The 17,049-nt window shown below is 31.9% G+C and carries 15 protein-coding genes and 1 tRNA gene; 8 read left to right on the top strand and 8 right to left on the bottom strand.

The window, feature by feature from the left end:
- Window positions 1-145: 145 nt before the first annotated feature.
- On the bottom strand, window positions 146-2,272 hold the full coding sequence (locus tag AABL81_RS09770) for a Tex family protein (protein ID WP_341340919.1): 2,127 nt from the start codon (window positions 2,270-2,272) through the stop codon (window positions 146-148).
- A gap of 56 nt (window positions 2,273-2,328) precedes the next feature.
- Here AABL81_RS09770 and AABL81_RS09775 point away from each other — a divergent pair, with 56 nt between their 5' ends.
- Window positions 2,329-2,592: a DUF1294 domain-containing protein gene (locus AABL81_RS09775; RefSeq protein ID WP_341340920.1), complete on the top strand. Its 264-nt coding sequence runs from the start codon at window positions 2,329-2,331 to the stop codon at window positions 2,590-2,592.
- Between the two features lie 257 nt (window positions 2,593-2,849).
- Here AABL81_RS09775 and rpiB read toward each other — a convergent pair whose 3' ends face one another.
- Complete coding sequence (rpiB, locus tag AABL81_RS09780; RefSeq protein WP_158209780.1) at window positions 2,850-3,281, bottom strand: ribose 5-phosphate isomerase B; 432 nt, start codon at window positions 3,279-3,281, stop codon at window positions 2,850-2,852.
- Window positions 3,282-3,329: 48 nt separating this feature from the next.
- Complete coding sequence (locus AABL81_RS09785; RefSeq protein WP_341340921.1) at window positions 3,330-4,943, bottom strand: AMP-binding protein; 1,614 nt, start codon at window positions 4,941-4,943, stop codon at window positions 3,330-3,332.
- A gap of 314 nt (window positions 4,944-5,257) precedes the next feature.
- On the opposite strand from AABL81_RS09785, the gene rnr reads away from it, so the two are divergent.
- The 3 genes from rnr to AABL81_RS09800 all read left to right on the top strand — a co-directional run bounded on the left by rnr (window position 5,258) and on the right by AABL81_RS09800 (window position 8,881).
- Entirely contained in the window at window positions 5,258-7,435 is a 2,178-nt protein-coding gene (gene rnr / locus AABL81_RS09790) for a ribonuclease R (protein ID WP_341340922.1), read from the top strand.
- Between the two features lie 2 nt (window positions 7,436-7,437).
- The gene (locus AABL81_RS09795; RefSeq protein ID WP_158209777.1) at window positions 7,438-8,112 is read left to right on the top strand and encodes a head GIN domain-containing protein; all 675 of its coding nucleotides are present in this window, start codon (window positions 7,438-7,440) and stop codon (window positions 8,110-8,112) included.
- 85 nt (window positions 8,113-8,197) lie between these two features.
- Window positions 8,198-8,881: a LysE family translocator gene (locus tag AABL81_RS09800; RefSeq protein WP_341340923.1), complete on the top strand. Its 684-nt coding sequence runs from the start codon at window positions 8,198-8,200 to the stop codon at window positions 8,879-8,881.
- A 104-nt stretch (window positions 8,882-8,985) separates the two neighbouring features.
- On the opposite strand, the gene AABL81_RS09805 is transcribed toward AABL81_RS09800, so the two are convergent.
- Both AABL81_RS09805 and folB read right to left on the bottom strand, forming a co-directional pair.
- Window positions 8,986-9,056 (bottom strand) — tRNA-Cys (locus tag AABL81_RS09805).
- Between the two features lie 87 nt (window positions 9,057-9,143).
- Window positions 9,144-9,500 (bottom strand): dihydroneopterin aldolase, encoded by a 357-nt coding sequence (gene folB, locus AABL81_RS09810; protein ID WP_090404638.1) that lies wholly within the window; start codon window positions 9,498-9,500, stop codon window positions 9,144-9,146.
- 128 nt (window positions 9,501-9,628) lie between these two features.
- Between folB and AABL81_RS09815 the strand changes: the two genes are divergently transcribed.
- From AABL81_RS09815 to AABL81_RS09830, 4 genes are all read left to right on the top strand, one after another.
- Window positions 9,629-11,311 carry a glutamine--tRNA ligase/YqeY domain fusion protein gene (locus tag AABL81_RS09815; RefSeq protein ID WP_158209775.1) on the top strand — a complete coding sequence of 561 codons (1,683 nt, stop codon included), beginning with the start codon at window positions 9,629-9,631 and terminating at the stop codon, window positions 11,309-11,311.
- 108 nt (window positions 11,312-11,419) lie between these two features.
- Window positions 11,420-11,761 (top strand): YtxH domain-containing protein, encoded by a 342-nt coding sequence (locus AABL81_RS09820; RefSeq protein WP_158209774.1) that lies wholly within the window; start codon window positions 11,420-11,422, stop codon window positions 11,759-11,761.
- A gap of 15 nt (window positions 11,762-11,776) precedes the next feature.
- Window positions 11,777-12,127, top strand: a complete 351-nt coding sequence (locus tag AABL81_RS09825) for a phage holin family protein (protein WP_090404629.1) — start codon at window positions 11,777-11,779, stop codon at window positions 12,125-12,127.
- A gap of 11 nt (window positions 12,128-12,138) precedes the next feature.
- Window positions 12,139-12,384: a DUF6327 family protein gene (locus AABL81_RS09830; protein WP_158209773.1), complete on the top strand. Its 246-nt coding sequence runs from the start codon at window positions 12,139-12,141 to the stop codon at window positions 12,382-12,384.
- 58 nt (window positions 12,385-12,442) lie between these two features.
- Here AABL81_RS09830 and AABL81_RS09835 read toward each other — a convergent pair whose 3' ends face one another.
- The 3 genes from AABL81_RS09835 to gltX form a co-directional block, all read right to left on the bottom strand.
- Entirely contained in the window at window positions 12,443-13,423 is a 981-nt protein-coding gene (locus AABL81_RS09835; protein ID WP_158209772.1) for an SPFH domain-containing protein, read from the bottom strand.
- A 74-nt stretch (window positions 13,424-13,497) separates the two neighbouring features.
- Complete coding sequence (locus tag AABL81_RS09840) at window positions 13,498-14,013, bottom strand: hypothetical protein (protein WP_158209771.1); 516 nt, start codon at window positions 14,011-14,013, stop codon at window positions 13,498-13,500.
- 133 nt (window positions 14,014-14,146) lie between these two features.
- Window positions 14,147-15,661: a glutamate--tRNA ligase gene (gene gltX, locus AABL81_RS09845; protein WP_341340924.1), complete on the bottom strand. Its 1,515-nt coding sequence runs from the start codon at window positions 15,659-15,661 to the stop codon at window positions 14,147-14,149.
- Between the last annotated feature and the right edge of the window lie 1,388 nt (window positions 15,662-17,049).

Here is a 17,049-nt window from a genome sequence, read left to right on the forward strand (position 1 = left end):
AATGAATAGGCACTTCACTTATAAAACATAATAAAAACACTACTTACCTTTATAGCTTTCATTCCAATTTAGCATTAAAATTAAAAGCTTTAGATATTTACTTAAAAACAACTATTGTGCCAAAAGCGTGTTTTTATACTTTTTTTTAATCAAGAATCATTGAAAGTTGAATTCGCTTTTTAGCAATATCAACATCCACTACTTTCACCTGAACATGTTGGTGTAATTTAACTACTTCATTCACATCAGAAACAAACCCTGCTTTCAATTGTGAAATGTGAACTAACCCACTCTCTTTGATACCTACATCTACAAAGCATCCAAAATTGGTAATATTATTGACGATTCCAGGTAAAACCAATCCTATCTTTAAATCAGTAATCTGTTTAATACTCGGGTCAAATTCAAATACTTTAGCTGCTTTTCGAGGGTCTAACCCTGGTTTTTCAAGTTCTTTTAAGATATCTTGAAGAGCAAACTCTCCTACTTCACCTGTTTTATATTTCTTTACATCTACCTGAGCAATTACTTCTTTATTAGAAATCATATCGTTTACAGATACTTTCAAGTCTTTTGCAATCTTTTCTACAACACTATAAGCTTCAGGATGCACTGCCGAATCATCTAAGGGGTTTGCTGCATTTTTAATTCGTACGAATGCTGCTGCTTGTTGAAATGCTTTTTCGCCAAGTCTTGGTACTTTTTTCAACTCTTTTCTACTTTCAAAAGGACCATTTTCTGTTCTATATTGAATAATATTCTCTGCCATCTTTTCACCAATACCAGAAACATAACTCAACAAAGACTTGCTTGCAGTATTCAAGTTAATTCCAACTGAGTTAACGCATTTCATCACCACATTATCCAATTCTTTTTTCAAAAGCGTCTGATCTACGTCGTGTTGGTACTGTCCAACCCCTATTGACTTAGGGTCGATCTTAACCAATTCAGCCAATGGATCTGATAATCTTCTACCAATAGAAACCGCCCCTCTAACAGTTACGTCATACGAAGGAAATTCTTCTCTGGCTATCTTTGATGCTGAATAGACAGATGCTCCTGCTTCGTTCACTATAAACACTTGTACAGGCTTATCAAAAGCAATCTTCTTGATGAAGAACTCTGTTTCACGAGAAGCCGTTCCATTTCCAATTGCAATAGCCTCTACGCGATATGAATTTACCATAGAGCGAATTTTCTTCATCGCCATGGCACTTTCTTTTTGAGGTGCATGAGGATAAATTGTTTCATTGTAAAGCAAATCTCCTTGTTCGTCTAAACAAACTATTTTACACCCTGATTTATATCCAGGATCTATAGCAAGAATTCTCTTCTCTCCCAATGGCGAACCTAATAATAGCTGTGTTAGATTATCTGCAAAAACATTGATAGAATTAATATCTGCTTTTTCTTTTGCCTCACTTAAAGCTTCATTTGATAAAGCCGGCTCTAACAATCGCTTATAACTATCGGAAATAGCATTTTTAATAATAGACGCACATTCATTATTGCTTTTAATAACTGTATTTTCAATAAATGTTACAGCCTCCTTTTTATCTACAGCAACAGAAAATTTGATATATCCCTCTTTTTCAGCTCTCAAAATAGCCAATAAACGATGGGCTGGAATGCGATACACAGGTTCGTTCCATTCAAAATACTGTTCAAATTTCTGTGCACCCTCCTCTTCTTTTTTAGCCTTTACAACCTTTGTTGTAATAGTTGCTTCTCGTTGAAATTTTCTTCTCAACGCTTTTCTAACAAACATATTCTCATTAATCCATTCTGCAATAATATCAGAAGCACCTTGAATTGCCTGTTCTTCATCTGCAACCTTACCTGTAACATACTTTTGAGCGATAGATTCTACATCAGTAGCATTTTGTGCCATAATAACCTTTGCTAATGGCTCTAATCCGTTCTCTCTTGCTGTATCAGCTTTTGTCTTACGAGATTTTTTGAATGGTAAATATAAATCCTCAATCTCTGTTAAATCAAAACTATTACTAATCTTATTTTTTAACTCCTCTGTTAGTTTACCTTGTTCTTCAATTGCGTTTAAAATAGATTCCTTGCGCTTTACTATACCTTCATAAAGCTCTCTATATTTTGCTATTTTCTCGATAACTACTTCATCTAAGTTACCTGTATTATCTTTTCTATATCGAGCTATAAATGGTATTGTACACGCTTCGTCAAGCAAGGCTAAAGTATTTTCAATACTGCGTACTGAAGCATTTACTGCTTGCTGAATAAACTCAATCAACGTCATAATTAATTATTTTAAGATTAGCTAAAATACTACCTTTGCGACAATAAATAAATCACATGAAGTTTTTATTCCTTTACTTATTCATAATTAACTACATAGCCTTCTCTATGTTTGCTGTAGATAAAGAGCGAGCGATAAAGCACAAAAAGCGTATTTCTGAAAAGAATTTGCTTACACTTTGTTTCTTTGGCGGAAGTTTAGGTGGCTGGTTAGCTATGAAAAAGTTGAGACATAAAACTTCAAAAGACTCTTTTAAATTTAAGTTCTACGCAATTTTAATTGTCCAAGGAATTCTTTTATTCGCACTTTTTAAACGATAGTAAAACTGCGCTACTACGTAATTTATATTACACTTAAACCTATTTTAAAGCACACTAATACCACACAACTCCGAGACTTGTTCGGGACTTCTTCGAAAAAAGCCCTATTTTCCGAACTTGTGTCGAACATCTGCCGAACATGTGTGAAATAAAGTACGAGCAAGCTTGCGCTAATACTTAATAAAAGTAGGTTTAATTCCAAAAAAAAGAGGCATAATCCTAAGACTATACCTCTTGTATTTAAATAATTGCTCTATTTAAGAACAAGCAATTTTGTTTACTCTTGTTAAATGACGTCCACCTTCAAATTTAGTGTCTAAAAAAGCTTCAACCATAGCCACAGCTTGTTCAATTGAAGTGTATCTTGCAGGAATACTAATTACGTTTGCATCATTGTGCAACCTTGCTAATTCAGCAATTTCCTTTGTCCAACACAATGCACATCTCACACCTTGATGTTTGTTTGCAGTCATTGCAATTCCATTTCCACTACCACAGATTACAATTCCAAAATCTGCTTTTCCTTCTTCTACATCTAATGCAACTTTATGTCCGAAATCTGGATAATCTACAGAACCAAAATCATCTGTACCGTAGTTAGTTACATTATATCCTCTTGATTCAAGTAATTTGATAATTGCTTGTTTGTACGCTGGACCTGCGTGGTCATTTCCGATTGAAATATTCATTTTCTGTTGTGTTGTATTATACTTCTACAAAGTTAGTATTTTTATTATTTATAGCCCTAATTCTTCTACAGCTATCTGACGCATTTCTACCTTTCTAACTTTTCCGGAGATTGTCATTGGAAACTCCGTAACAAACTTCCAATATTTTGGAATTCGATAGTGAGCAATCTTTTGATCACAAAATGCTCGCATTGCCTCTGCCGTTGCAGTTTTACCAGGTTTCATTATGATCCAAGCCATTATTTCTTCTCCATACTTTTCAGAAGGTACACCTATAACTTGTACATCAGCAATATCTGAATGAGTGTATAAGAAATCTTCAATCCATTTTGGAGAAATATTTTCACCTCCGCGAATAATAAGATCTTTAATACGACCTGTAATAGAAATAAATCCATCCTCATCCATCGTAGCTAAATCGCCCGAATGCATCCATCTATTTTCATCTAATACTTCTGAAGTAAGGGTTCTATTGTTCCAATATTTTAGCATTACTGAATACCCTCTTGTACACAATTCCCCTGCCTCACCACGTGGTAAAATATATCCCGTTTCAGGATCTATAATCTTTATTTCAATGTGATCTTGAACTGTTCCGACTGTTGTTGTTTGCTTTTTGATGTCAATTCCAATATGTGTCTGTGTAGAAACAGGAGATGTCTCTGTCATACCATAACAAATACTGACTTCTTCCATATGCATTTCACTTTTAACGCGTTTCATAACGTACTCAGGACATAATGACCCCGCCATTACCCCTGTTCTAAGTGAAGTTAAATCATAATCTGTAAAGTTTGGCAATTGCAATTCAGCAATAAACATTGTAGGTACTCCATAAAGTGAAGTACACTTTTCATCTTGAACCACTTGTAATGTTTTGGCAGGATCAAAACTATCATTTGGAATAACAATCGTTGCTCCATGAGAAGTACAACAAAGATTTCCGATGACCATTCCAAAACAATGATAAAAAGGAACTGGAATACAAACACGGTCTTTTGTCGTGTACTTTAAACGCACACCAATAAAGTAGCCATTATTTAAAATATTGTGATGGGTTAGGGTAACACCTTTAGGAAAACCCGTTGTTCCTGATGTATATTGAATATTAACTGCCTCGCCAAATTGTACAGAATCTTCAATAATATCCAATTCTCCATCTGTAATTTGATCAGCTGTAGTTAAAAACTGTTCCCATTCCTCTCCTAAGAAAACAACCTCACGAAGAGAAGGGCAGTCTTCAAAAACCATAGAAATTATTTTTCTATAATCACTGGTTTTAAAACTACTTGCAGAAACAATTAAAGAAATCTCTGATTGATTGATAGCGAATTCTATTTCGTGTGCGCGATAAGCTGGATTTATATTTACTAAAATAACGCCAATCCTCGCAGTAGCATATTGCATTAAAACCCATTCATAGCAGTTAGGAGCCCAAATTCCTACACGATCTCCTTTCTGTACATTATTCGCTAATAATGCTTTAGCAACCTTAGTAGTTAAGTCATAAAACTCTTGATATGTAGCTCTGAAATTCTGATGAACGCTAACTATTGCCTCTTGATTAGGGTACTTATCGGTAATTTTTTTTAAATTCTGTCCAATAGTTTCTCCTAACAACGGCATTTGTGAAGCGCCGTGCACGTAAGAAATTGTATTCATAATAATGTTGGTTTTTTGGTTAACTCTAAAATACAAAATTTTAAACACAAACAACATTTTATGCGATTTTAGAAAAGATATTGTTTTCTTTGCATATAAATACGCAATACTTACTTTATATTATTACATAGAATACAATGTTTACACAGGCAAATAGATCGCGAAAATAGGAGGGAAGTCCTAAAATTAAGCGACTTATAAAATATCCCTTTTCAATATTTCACTTCATTTTATGATAAAAAGAGTATAGTATTTTGTACATTTAAGCAACTATTTACCTCTGGGTAGGTTCATAGAATTAAAACATAAAAAAAATGACAAAAAAAATAAAAAAGAAAAAGAATAAAGAGTTCGACTTCGCTGGTAAAATCTTAAAGTTTTTATCTAAGAATACAACCAAATCGTATAACTATAAACAAATTGCTGGGCAATTAAGCGTTAACGATACACAGGGAAGAAATGAGATTATAAAAGAACTTAAATATTTAGTTTCTAAAGAGAAAATCGAAGAAATAGAAACCGGTAAATACCGCTTTATTCCTAAAGCTAATTACATTGAGGGTTATATTGATATGACTACTCGTAAAACTGCTTACTTGGTATGTGAAGATCTTGAAGAAGATGTATTTATCCCTACAAATAACTTGCGTAAAGCTCTTGATGGAGATTTCGTTAAAGCTTATATCTACAACAAAAGAAATGGCAAAAAACCAGAAGGGGAAGTTGTTGAAATTCTTGAAAGACATAAGACACAATTTGTTGGGGTTATTGAAATTCAAAAGAACTTTGCTTTTGTTTCAACAGCAGATCCAAAAATGTACACAGATATCTTTGTTCCAAAAGAGAAGATTGGAGATGCTTTAGATGGAGAAGTAGTTGTAGTAGAAATTGAAGATTGGCCAGAAAAAGCAGATAGTCCTTTTGGTAGAGTACTAAAAGTATTAGGTAAACAAGGAGAACACGACACTGAAATTCACGCAATTTTAGCGGAATACGGATTGCCTTCTGACTTCCCTAAAGAAGTAGATGCTTTTGCTAATAAAATTGATACTTCTATCAATGAAGAAGAGATAGCAAGACGTAGAGATATGCGTGAGGTTTTAACCTTTACAATTGACCCTAAAGATGCAAAAGACTTTGATGATGCTTTGTCTTTTGAAAAATTAGAAAATGGAAATTACAGTGTAGGTATTCACATTGCAGACGTTTCTCATTACGTACAAGAAGGAACTATCCTTGATGAAGAAGCATTTAATAGAGGTACTTCTGTTTACTTAGTAGATAGAACAATACCTATGTTACCTGAAGTTTTATCAAACTTTGCTTGTTCATTAAGACCAAATGAAGATAAGTTTACTTTCTCAGCTGTTTTTGAAATTAACGAGAAAGCAGAAGTAGTAGATAAGTGGTTTGGTAGAACGGTAACACATTCTAACCAACGTATGGCTTATGAAGAAGCACAATATATTATTGAAACAAGTGATAGAACTATTCCAGAAGGAATTTCATTAACTGGAGCTGATCAAGAAGTAACAGAAGAAGTTGCAGAGGCTGTTCTTAAATTAAATGACTTAGCTAAAATCATGCGTAAAAAACGTATGGGTGAGGGGGCTATTTCTTTTGATAAAGTAGAAGTAAAATTCAACTTAGATGAAAATGATGTACCGGTAGGTGTGTTCTTTAAAGAAGCAAAAGAAGCAAATCACTTGATTGAAGAATTTATGTTATTGGCTAACAGAAAAGTTTCTGAATTCATTGGTAAACAAAAGAAAACGTTTGTTTATCGTGTTCACGACGAACCAGATCAAGAAAAATTATTTGGTTTACAATCTGTTATTGCACGATTTGGACATAAAATCAACTTTAATACGAAAGCAAGTATATCAAAGTCATTGAACAAATTATTGAAAGATGTACATGGTAAAAAAGAGCAAAACTTAGTAGATACTTTAACTATTAGATGTATGAGTAAAGCAAGTTACTCTACTAATAATATTGGACACTACGGATTAGCTTTTGACTATTATTCTCACTTTACATCGCCAATTCGTCGTTATCCAGACGTTATGGCTCACCGTTTATTACAACATTATTTAGATAAAGGTGCATCTGTAAGCGTTGATGATTTTGAGAAAAAATGTAATCACTGTTCTTCAAGAGAAAGTCTTGCTGCCAATGCAGAAAGAGATAGTATTAAATACATGCAAGTAAAATATATGGAAGACCAAAAAGGACAGGAGTTCTTGGGAGTTATTTCAGGTGTTACTGAATGGGGTATTTATGTAGAAATCGTTGAAAACAAATGTGAAGGAATGGTTCGTATTCGCGAGATAAAAGATGATTACTACGTATTTGAAGAAAAACAATATGCTTTAATCGGTCAGGCTAACAAAACAATGTTACAGCTTGGAGATGAAGTTATAGTTACTGTTAAAAATGCAGATTTAGTCAAAAAACAACTTGATTTTAACTACATTAGAAAAAATTCTTAATTATGAAAAAGTTAGCATTATTACTTGCTCTTATTGTTTCACCTTTCATTTTTGCTCAAAAGAGCAGTGTTTTAGGTGATTTTAATACAATGGGAGTATTTGATCAGATTCAACTTACTTTGGTTCCTTCAGATACTCAAAAAATTGAAATTGAAGGTACGAATGCAGACAATGTAAATGTTGTAAACAAGAACGGTAATTTAAAAATCAAAATGAACTTTGTAAAGTCTTTACAAGGGGAGGGGATTAAAGTAACTCTTTTCTATAAAAACTTAACAGAGATTTTAGCTGATGAAGGAGCTTCGATTAAAACGACTGCTCCGATTAAAGCTACAAAATTAGATGTAACTGCAAAAAATGGTGCTACAATTGTAGCAGAGATTGACACAGAAAGAGTAGATGTAAAAGCAGGTTCTGGTTCTGTAGTAAAATTATCTGGTAAAGCAGCTGTTCAAGATATTGTTTCAAATTCTGGAGCAGAAATCAAAAACAAAAAGCTTCTAACTAACCAGACAACTGTAACAGTTAATGCAGGAGGACAAGCAGATGTGTATGCTTCTGAATTAGTGGATGCAAAAACCAGAGCAGGAGGGAGCATTACTATTTATGGTAATCCAAAAAACGTAACTGAAAAGAATGTTTTAGGGGGAACTGTTAAAAAAGTAACGAACGAATAATTTAACTTTTAAGTCAAAAAGCCGTATCTTGCAAAAGATATATTCAAATGCCAATTGTATAATTGGCATTTTTTAATTAATGACAATGATAGACGACTTAATTACAGGAATATCGCTTGGTTTTTTCTTGAGCTTTATGATTGGCCCTGTTTTTTTTATTCTTATTGAAACAAGTATAACGAGAGGGTTCAAAGCTGCTATAGCATTTGATACAGGAGTAATCTTAGCAGATGCTCTGTTTTTTGCTGTTGCTTTTTTTAGTAGTTTTCGCTTAATCAACGCAATCAAAGATGATCCTGCTTTATTTATTTTTGGAGGAATTATTATGCTTACTTACGGAATCATTTCCTTCGTAAGGCTTAAAAAAGTGCAAGTAGATACTTTACAAATTGCACCTCCTAATCTTAGAAGAGATTATTTGAATCTTTTTGCAAAAGGATTCTTACTTAACTTTATCAATGTAGGGGTTTTAGGTTTTTGGTTAGCTATTATCATTACATTAGGTCCAAATATGGATATGGATACAGGAAGAATGTTTACTTTCTTTGGTTTTACAATTACTGCTTACTTCATTACCGATTTGTTTAAAATTACGCTGGCTAAGCAATTGAGAAAGAAACTTACTCCAGAGAATATTTTAAAAGTGAAAAAGATTAGTAGTATAATCTTGATTGTTTTCGGTTTAGTAATTATGATTAAAGGTATTTTACCTAAATCTGAAAATAATAGCTTAAACATCCCTATAAAGGCCTTAGAACAGACTGAATAAGTTCAATTCAATATAAACTAAAAACGGCTAAGTAATTTAAAATTACTTAGCCGTTTTTTTATGGGTATAAAAAAAGGATAGCTAAATAGCTATCCTTTTTATTGAGGCTTCGAGCGGATTCGAACCGCTGTAGACGGTTTTGCAGACCGCTTCCTAGCCACTCGGACACGAAGCCATGTCCTTTATTTGGATTGCAAACTTACTAATTATTTTTAGATTTAAAAATCTATTTAGTGTTTTTTTGCACCTAAAAAAACATTTATTATCTAACTCCCTGCATTTCAACAGTTACGTATTCTACATCTCCACCAATTGGCGGGTTAATTTTAGATACAGAGACCTTAACTTCATTCACCATTCTAATTTCAACAAACACTCTGTCTATTATTCTTTGACAAACCGTTTCTAACAATTTAGCTCTCTTGTCCATTTCTTCTTTCACAATCTTGTTTAAATGAACATAATCAATTGCATATTCTAATTCATCTGTTGCCGCTGCTTTAGTAAAATCACCTTTAGCAACAACATCTATGCGATAGTCAGAACCAATTTTAGCCTCTTCATCCATACATCCGTGAAAAGAAAAAGTTCTAATATTATTTAATTTAATAATTCCCATAATTAATTCTTTCTGTTTTAAGAACGCTAAAAGTACAAATAATTTGACTGTTTTATATTTATAATACGCTAAAAGACTCAAGAATTGACTACTTTTTTGATACCTTTGTAGTTATAATAAATATTTCCATGTCAACAAAAGAGAAATCATTAAACTTTATTGAGCAGATCATTGAAGAAGATCTTAAAAATGGTTTGCCAACAGAAAAACTTCATTTCCGTTTTCCGCCAGAACCTAATGGGTACTTACACATTGGACACGCGAGTTCTATTTGTTTAAACTTTGGATTAGGGTTAAAGTACAATGCGCCAGTAAACTTGCGTTTTGACGATACTAACCCTTCAAAAGAAGAACAGGAATTTGTTGACGCAATCAAACATGACGTAGAATGGCTTGGATTTGAATGGGCAAATGAAGTATATGCATCAGATTATTTCCAACAGTTATATGATTGGACTATACAAATGATTAAGGACGGAAAAGCCTATGTTGATAGCCAAACTTCTGAAGTAATGGCGCAACAAAAAGGTACTCCAACTACAGCAGGTGTAGATAGTCCATATAGAAATCGTTCTGTAGAAGAAAACCTTGATTTATTCGAAAGAATGAAAAATGGTGAATTCGAAGAAGGAGAGCACATTTTAAGAGCTAAAATTGATATGGCTCATAAAAATATGTTGATGCGTGATCCTATTATGTATAGAATCATCAAGAAATCACATCACCGTACTCAAAATGATTGGTGTATTTACCCAATGTATGACTGGGCACACGGAGAGAGTGACTACATTGAAAGTATCTCACATTCTTTCTGTACGTTAGAATTCTTGCCTCATAGAGAGCTTTACGACTGGTTCTTAGATCAAGTAGTAGTTCCTGAGAATATTAGACCTAAACAGAGAGAATTTGCTCGTAGAAACTTATCGCACACGGTAGTTAGTAAACGTAAATTAGCAAGACTTGTAGCAGAAGGACACGTAACAGGATGGGATGATCCACGTATGTCAACAATTTCTGGATTGAGAAGAAGAGGTTATACTCCTATTTCAATTAGAAATTATGCTGATACAATCGGAATTGCTAAGCGTGATAACTTAATCGATGTTTCTTTATTAGAATTCTGTGTTAGAGAAGATTTGAATAAAATTGCACCACGTGTAATGGCTGTTCTTGATCCTGTTAAATTAGTAATTACTAACTATACTGAAGGACAAGAAGAATGGTTAGAAGCTGAAAATAACCCAGAAGAGGAAGTGATGACTTATAGAAAAGTTCCTTTCTCAAGAGAAATTTACATCGAAAGAGAAGATTTCAAAGAAGAAGCAAATAGCAAATTCTTTAGATTAACTCTTGGTAAGGAAGTTCGCTTGAAAAATGCTTATATCATCAAAGGAGAAAGTGTAGTGAAAGACGAAGAAGGAAACATCTTAGAAATTCATGCAACATACGATCCAGAGAGTAGAAGTGGAAGTGGAACAGAAGCAAGTAAAAGAAAAGTAAAAGGAACTATTCACTGGGTATCTGTACCACATGCAATAGAAGCAGAGGTTAGAATCTATGATCGTTTATTTACGGATGAAAATCCTGATGGGAATAAAGATGTAGATTTCTTAGACTTTGTAAATCCAAATTCTTTAGAAATAGTAAAAGGTTATTTAGAGCCAAGCTTAAGCACAGCGAAAGATGGTGATAAATTCCAATTCCAAAGACTTGGTTATTTCTGTGTAGATAAAGAAAGTAAAGAAAATGCCTTAGTTTTCAATAAAACAGTAGGTTTGAGAGATACTTGGAACAAGATAGAACAGAAGTAATTTTTAGTACTTAAAGATAAATAAGCAAGACGCTTTAACTTAATATTAACAGTTAAAGCGTCTTTTTTTTATAAATTTATAGTATTAATCATATAAAAAATAATTGTTATGTCAGATCGTTTAGGTAATACAGTAGTAGCGCTACTTGCAGGTGCAGTAGTAGGAGCAGGTTTAGGAATTTTATTCGCTCCAGCAGAAGGAAAAAAAACACGTAAAAAAATCAAAAAAACATTTGATGATTCTAAAGACGATTTAAATGATAAAATTGATGAATTAAAAAAACAAGTTCGCGATACAGTTTCTAAGAAAAAACATGATCTTGAAGAAGGATTAGAAGGCTTTATGTCGACTACAGGAAAGAAAAGAGACGAAGTTATTTCAACTTTAGAAAAGAAGTTAGCTGAATTGAAAACACAAGCTAATGAAGCTGTAGAAAACGCAAAAAAATAATCTTATTTAATTATAATGGCATTCGAGGAAATAAAAGATAATATAGATGATATAAAAGTTGATTCTGAAGAGTTTTTACGCTCAAGTATGAACTATTATCGCCTATGGGGATTTAAGGTAACTGCAAAAGCGGGGAGCATTTTTATGACCTTACTTTTAGTAGGCCTATTTATAATGATCGCAGTATTATTCTTCTCCTTGTCTGCTGCTTTTGCTATTGGGGAATGCTTAGATAGCAGACCAATTGGTTTTTTAATTGTTGGAGTAGTGTACTTATTAATTACATTGCTTGCCTATTTATTTAGAAAACAATTGGTAGAAAAACCTCTAATTAAAAAATTGTCGGAAATAATATTTAACGATTAAATCATTGTCTAATGAGAAAAGCATATACTTCTTTTGAGGAAATAAATCAAGACTTACGCATTTTGCGTGTCAAGAGAAATTTACATTACCAAAAGGTGTTTCAATCTGTTGACAATATTAAAGATGAATTAACTCCGGATAGATTAGTTAGAAATACTTTTGGTTCTGTAGCAAGCTATATTAAAAGTTCTGGAAATATTCAAGCTTTCCTTATTACTGCAGCATTAAAATTCTTTTTCAACAGAAAGAGAAAATAAAATATAAAACAAAAAAGCTCTCAAATAGTATTTGAGAGCTTTTTTTATTGGTTTTAGATTAGTCTATTTCATCGTAATCCATTTCATTAGACAAATCCTTTGATTCGTAATTTTTATTGCTTAAATCGCTTGTTTTTACGTTTGAGCCTGTCATTTCATTTATTTTACTGCTTGCAGCAAAAGAAGCAACCATAGTATTAAGCATATCTGTTGCAACTGTTGGAGCATTCGGTAGTAAGATTAAATTCGATTTAGAATCTGAACCTACTGATTGTAGAGTATCATAGTGTTGAGTTACTACAATAAGTGCTGAAGCTTCTTGTGAATTGATACCAACTTTGTTTAAAATATCAACACTTTCAACAAGTCCTTGAGCAATCTCTCTTCTTTGATCAGCAATACCTTGACCTTGTAGTCGTTTAGATTCTGCTTCCGCTTTCGCTTTTGCTACAATTCTAATTCTACTCGCTTCTGCTTCATATTCTGCAGCAACTTTTTCTCTATCTGCAGCATTAATACGGTTCATTGCATTTTTAACTTGAATATCTGGATCAATATCAGTTATTAAAGTATTAATAATATCATATCCGTACGTTGTCATAGCTTCATTTAATTCAGCTTTAACTGCGACCGCAATATTGTCTTTTCTTTCAAAAACGTCATCTAAAATTAATTTAGGAACTTCTGCACGAACAACGTCAAAAACATAAGATGTAATTTGATCATGTGGGTATTCAAGCTTATAAAAAGCATCATATACTCGATCAGGAATTACTTTAAATTGTACAGAAACCTTTAATTTGACAAATACGTTATCCTTTGTCTTAGTTTCAATCAATACATCTAACTGTTGTATTCTTAAATTAACAACACCAGAAATTCTATCTACTAAAGGAATTTTTAATTGTAGTCCTGAATGTCTAATGCTATTAAATTTACCAAAACGCTCAATAATCACAGCTGATTGCTGTTTTACGGTAAAGAAACCTAAAAACAAAATGGCAACAGCTACAACAACAATAATTAAAGTTGGAGTCATAAGTATATTTTTAAAATATTTTTGTTAAAATACACTTTTCTAAGAACAGAAAAAAATAATAATCTTGTTATTAATTATTTTTCTAAGCTTATTTTTAAATGTAATAACTTTAATGTAACAGGATCTACATTTACTATCTGAGGATATAGCTTTTCAACTACAGGCATAATCTCAGTTACAGGAATTGCAAAAACAAGATTATTAGCTGATTTTTTTAATAAAACGGCCTTTACTTCTAAACCATTTTCTAAAGTAAAGATTAATTCTCCTAAGCGATGATTCCACTTAAACTTATTTATTTTAAGTTGACAATCTGAACTGTTTTGATTAAAAGTACCTGTAAAGTTCTTTTCAAAACGCAGAATATCCGATTTACAATTTGGTTGATTAGGATAGGGAGTAGAAAAAACAGGTGCACCAACTAAAGGTTTTACCTCAATTGATTTAGGAGTCCAATCTCCAATTAAATGCTTTTGAACAAAAGCAATCCATTCCTTTTCAATTTTTCCTCCTGTGCTATTATCATCATTAGAGCATGAATAAAATAGTGAAAAAACACCTATTAATAGCAGTACACTTAATCGTCTCATTTCTTTATAATTAACTTTTGAATAAAATTACTAATTTATTCCTCAACAATTATAATTCCAAAATGAGATATTCTTTGAAGATTGTATTTTAAAAGTACAAAAAAAGGTCTGAGTAAAACTCAGACCTTATATATTAAGCATTTTTCTGTACTGCTGTTTGAATTCGTTTGATAGTCTCTGCTTTACCAATCATTTCAATAATTTCAAAAAGATCCGGTCCTTTAACAGCCCCTACAAGACTCAATCGCAATGGTTGCATAACTTTCCCCATTCCAATTTCTTGCTTTGTAATCCAATCTTTAACTTCTGTTTCGATTGACTTGGCATCAAAATCATTAATTTCCTCTATTACTTCTGCTACATTCATCATTATTGATGAAGTATCTTCTTTCCAGTTTTTCAATGCTTTAGCATCGTATTCTGTTGGAGCAACGAAGAAGAAATCACTTAACTCATAAAAATCAGTAACAAAAGTAGCACGCTCTTTAATCATAGAAACTACTTTAGTTACATATTCTTTCTCAGCCTGAATTCCTTTTTCAGTCAAAATTACTGAATAAGCATCAGCTAAATCAGTATTCTCTTGTAATTTTAAATAGTGTTGGTTAAACCATTTATTCTTTTCAGGATCAAATTTTGCTCCTGCTTTATGAACTCTATTTAAGTCGAATTTCTCAACTAATTCAGCTAAAGAAAAAATCTCTTGGTCAGTTCCATCATTCCATCCTAATAAAGCAAGGAAGTTGATAACCGTTTCTGGATAAAAACCTTTTTCTCTATACCCAGATGATTTTTCTCCTGACACAGGATCAACCCAATCAAGAGGGAATACAGGGAAGCCTAATTTATCACCATCACGTTTAGACAATTTACCATTACCAACTGGTTTTAAAATCAATGGTAAGTGCGCAAATTTAGGAGCTTCCCAACCAAACGCTTTGTATAATAACTCGTGAAGTGGAAGAGAAGGTAACCATTCTTCACCGCGAATAACATGAGATGTTTCCATTAAATGGTCATCCACAATATTTGCTAAGTGATATGTAGGCATTCCATCGCTTTTATATAAAACTTTGTCATCTAATAAACTCGTTTCAAACTTGATATCCCCACGGATTAAATCGTTTAATTCTAAAGTCTCACCAACAGGAGTTTTAAAACGAATAACAAAAGGTTCTCCATTTGCTATTAAACTATCTACTTCTTCTTTACTTAAGTTTAAAGAAGTTTTTAATTGCTCACGATTACTATGATTATAGATAAAAGTCTTTCCTTCACTTTCTGCTTGTTTACGTAAAGCATCTAAATCTTCTGCTGAATCAAACGCATAGTATGCCCATCCATTAGCAATTAATTGGTTTGCATATTGTTCATATAATTCTTTACGCTCACTTTGTCTATATGGTCCAAATTTTTCATTTTTCCCTATAGTTTCATCTGGAGAAATCCCAAGCCATTCTAATGCTTCAAGGATATATGCTTCAGCTCCTGGAACAAATCTATTTTGATCTGTATCCTCAATTCTGATATAAAAAACTCCATTGTTTTTTTTAGCAAATAAATAATTAAACAATGCTGTTCTTACTCCACCAATATGTAATGGTCCTGTAGGACTTGGTGCAAAACGCACGCGAACTTGATTAGCCATTTTGTAATAAAATTTTTTACAAAGATAATACTAACTATATTTTTCCTTATATGTTTTAGTAATAAAAGTGCCTCCTTCAATTACATACTTACTGACAAACTTACTTTAAGTACTAAATAACACTTAATAATTAGCCTAATAAAACTATTCACGCAATAACAAGCTCACAGAAAAAATACTCTATATATAGGAGTCAAAATAATCGTTAGTTATTTATAAAATACTATATATCAATGGTTATAACTTTTTGTTATGAGTTAATCTATTGTAATTCAATGTAATTAAATTATAAAACCACATTTAAGTCAACAAAATATTTAATAACAAAACATCTACCTTAATCACTGTATTTCAATAAGTTATGACAATCTTTATTTTACATAGATTTTATCGTACGAAACACTACAGGTAAAAAAGTGATTTAATACCATAGAATCGTATTCAGTATTATTAAGATAACTACTATATATACTATCTAACTATTGTAAAAATAAAATATGACAACTACAAAGCGTCCTTTTAATAAGCACCTAAGAATGCGCTAAACCAAAATTCCTAATGCTAATCACAAAAGAATCAATTTACAGAAACTTGAAAAATAAAAGGCTGCTAACTATAAAATCATATTCAATTGATAATCAATATCATAACAACAATAGAGCCCATTGTTAATAAAGAAAGTTAAAATACTGTAATTCAAGTAGATAATAATTCACCGATTCTGTTGATAACTATGGAAAGAATTCAATAACTATTTTTTGCATATTCAAGATAATTTACAATACAATGTTGATAACCACATTTCCAAATTTATTTTCTAAATTCTATTGTTGACATATCAATACTAAAAAATAGGGTTATCAATAGTTTTACACACCCTCACTTATCGAAAAAACACTGTTGATAACGAAAAAAGTGATTGTTGATAACCTATTTAGACTATTTATTTCTAAGTAGTTACAAAATGATAAGATGTTGATAAGTATTAATAATTGAAATTAAAGAATTTATTGAGAAAAGTTATTGTACATATTAACAGACAATATAATAGAGAAAGATTTTTTTTAAATTTTAAATTTTCTTTTATTAATATATAATGATGTTAATAACGTTGATAACTCAAATTTTTTAAATGTTGTTTTTTGATTGAAGTAAGCGTTGTTTGTAATGTTCCACGACGAACATTTTCTATTTTAGATAGAGGAGATATTTTCGATATTTAAGTTTGTTTAATAGATCTGGTCAGATATGAAAATTACATAGAGTATTTTTTTTGAAGCATTATTTTTGCGATGCTCCATAATTTGAATATTTTGTTTTTTTCTGATCAGTCGTTCAGATATGAAAATTATATAGACTTATTTTTTCGTAGCAATTTTTTAGCGATG

Source organism: Myroides sp. C1519, assembly GCF_038039755.1.
Taxonomy (GTDB): domain Bacteria; phylum Bacteroidota; class Bacteroidia; order Flavobacteriales; family Flavobacteriaceae; genus Flavobacterium; species Flavobacterium phaeum_A.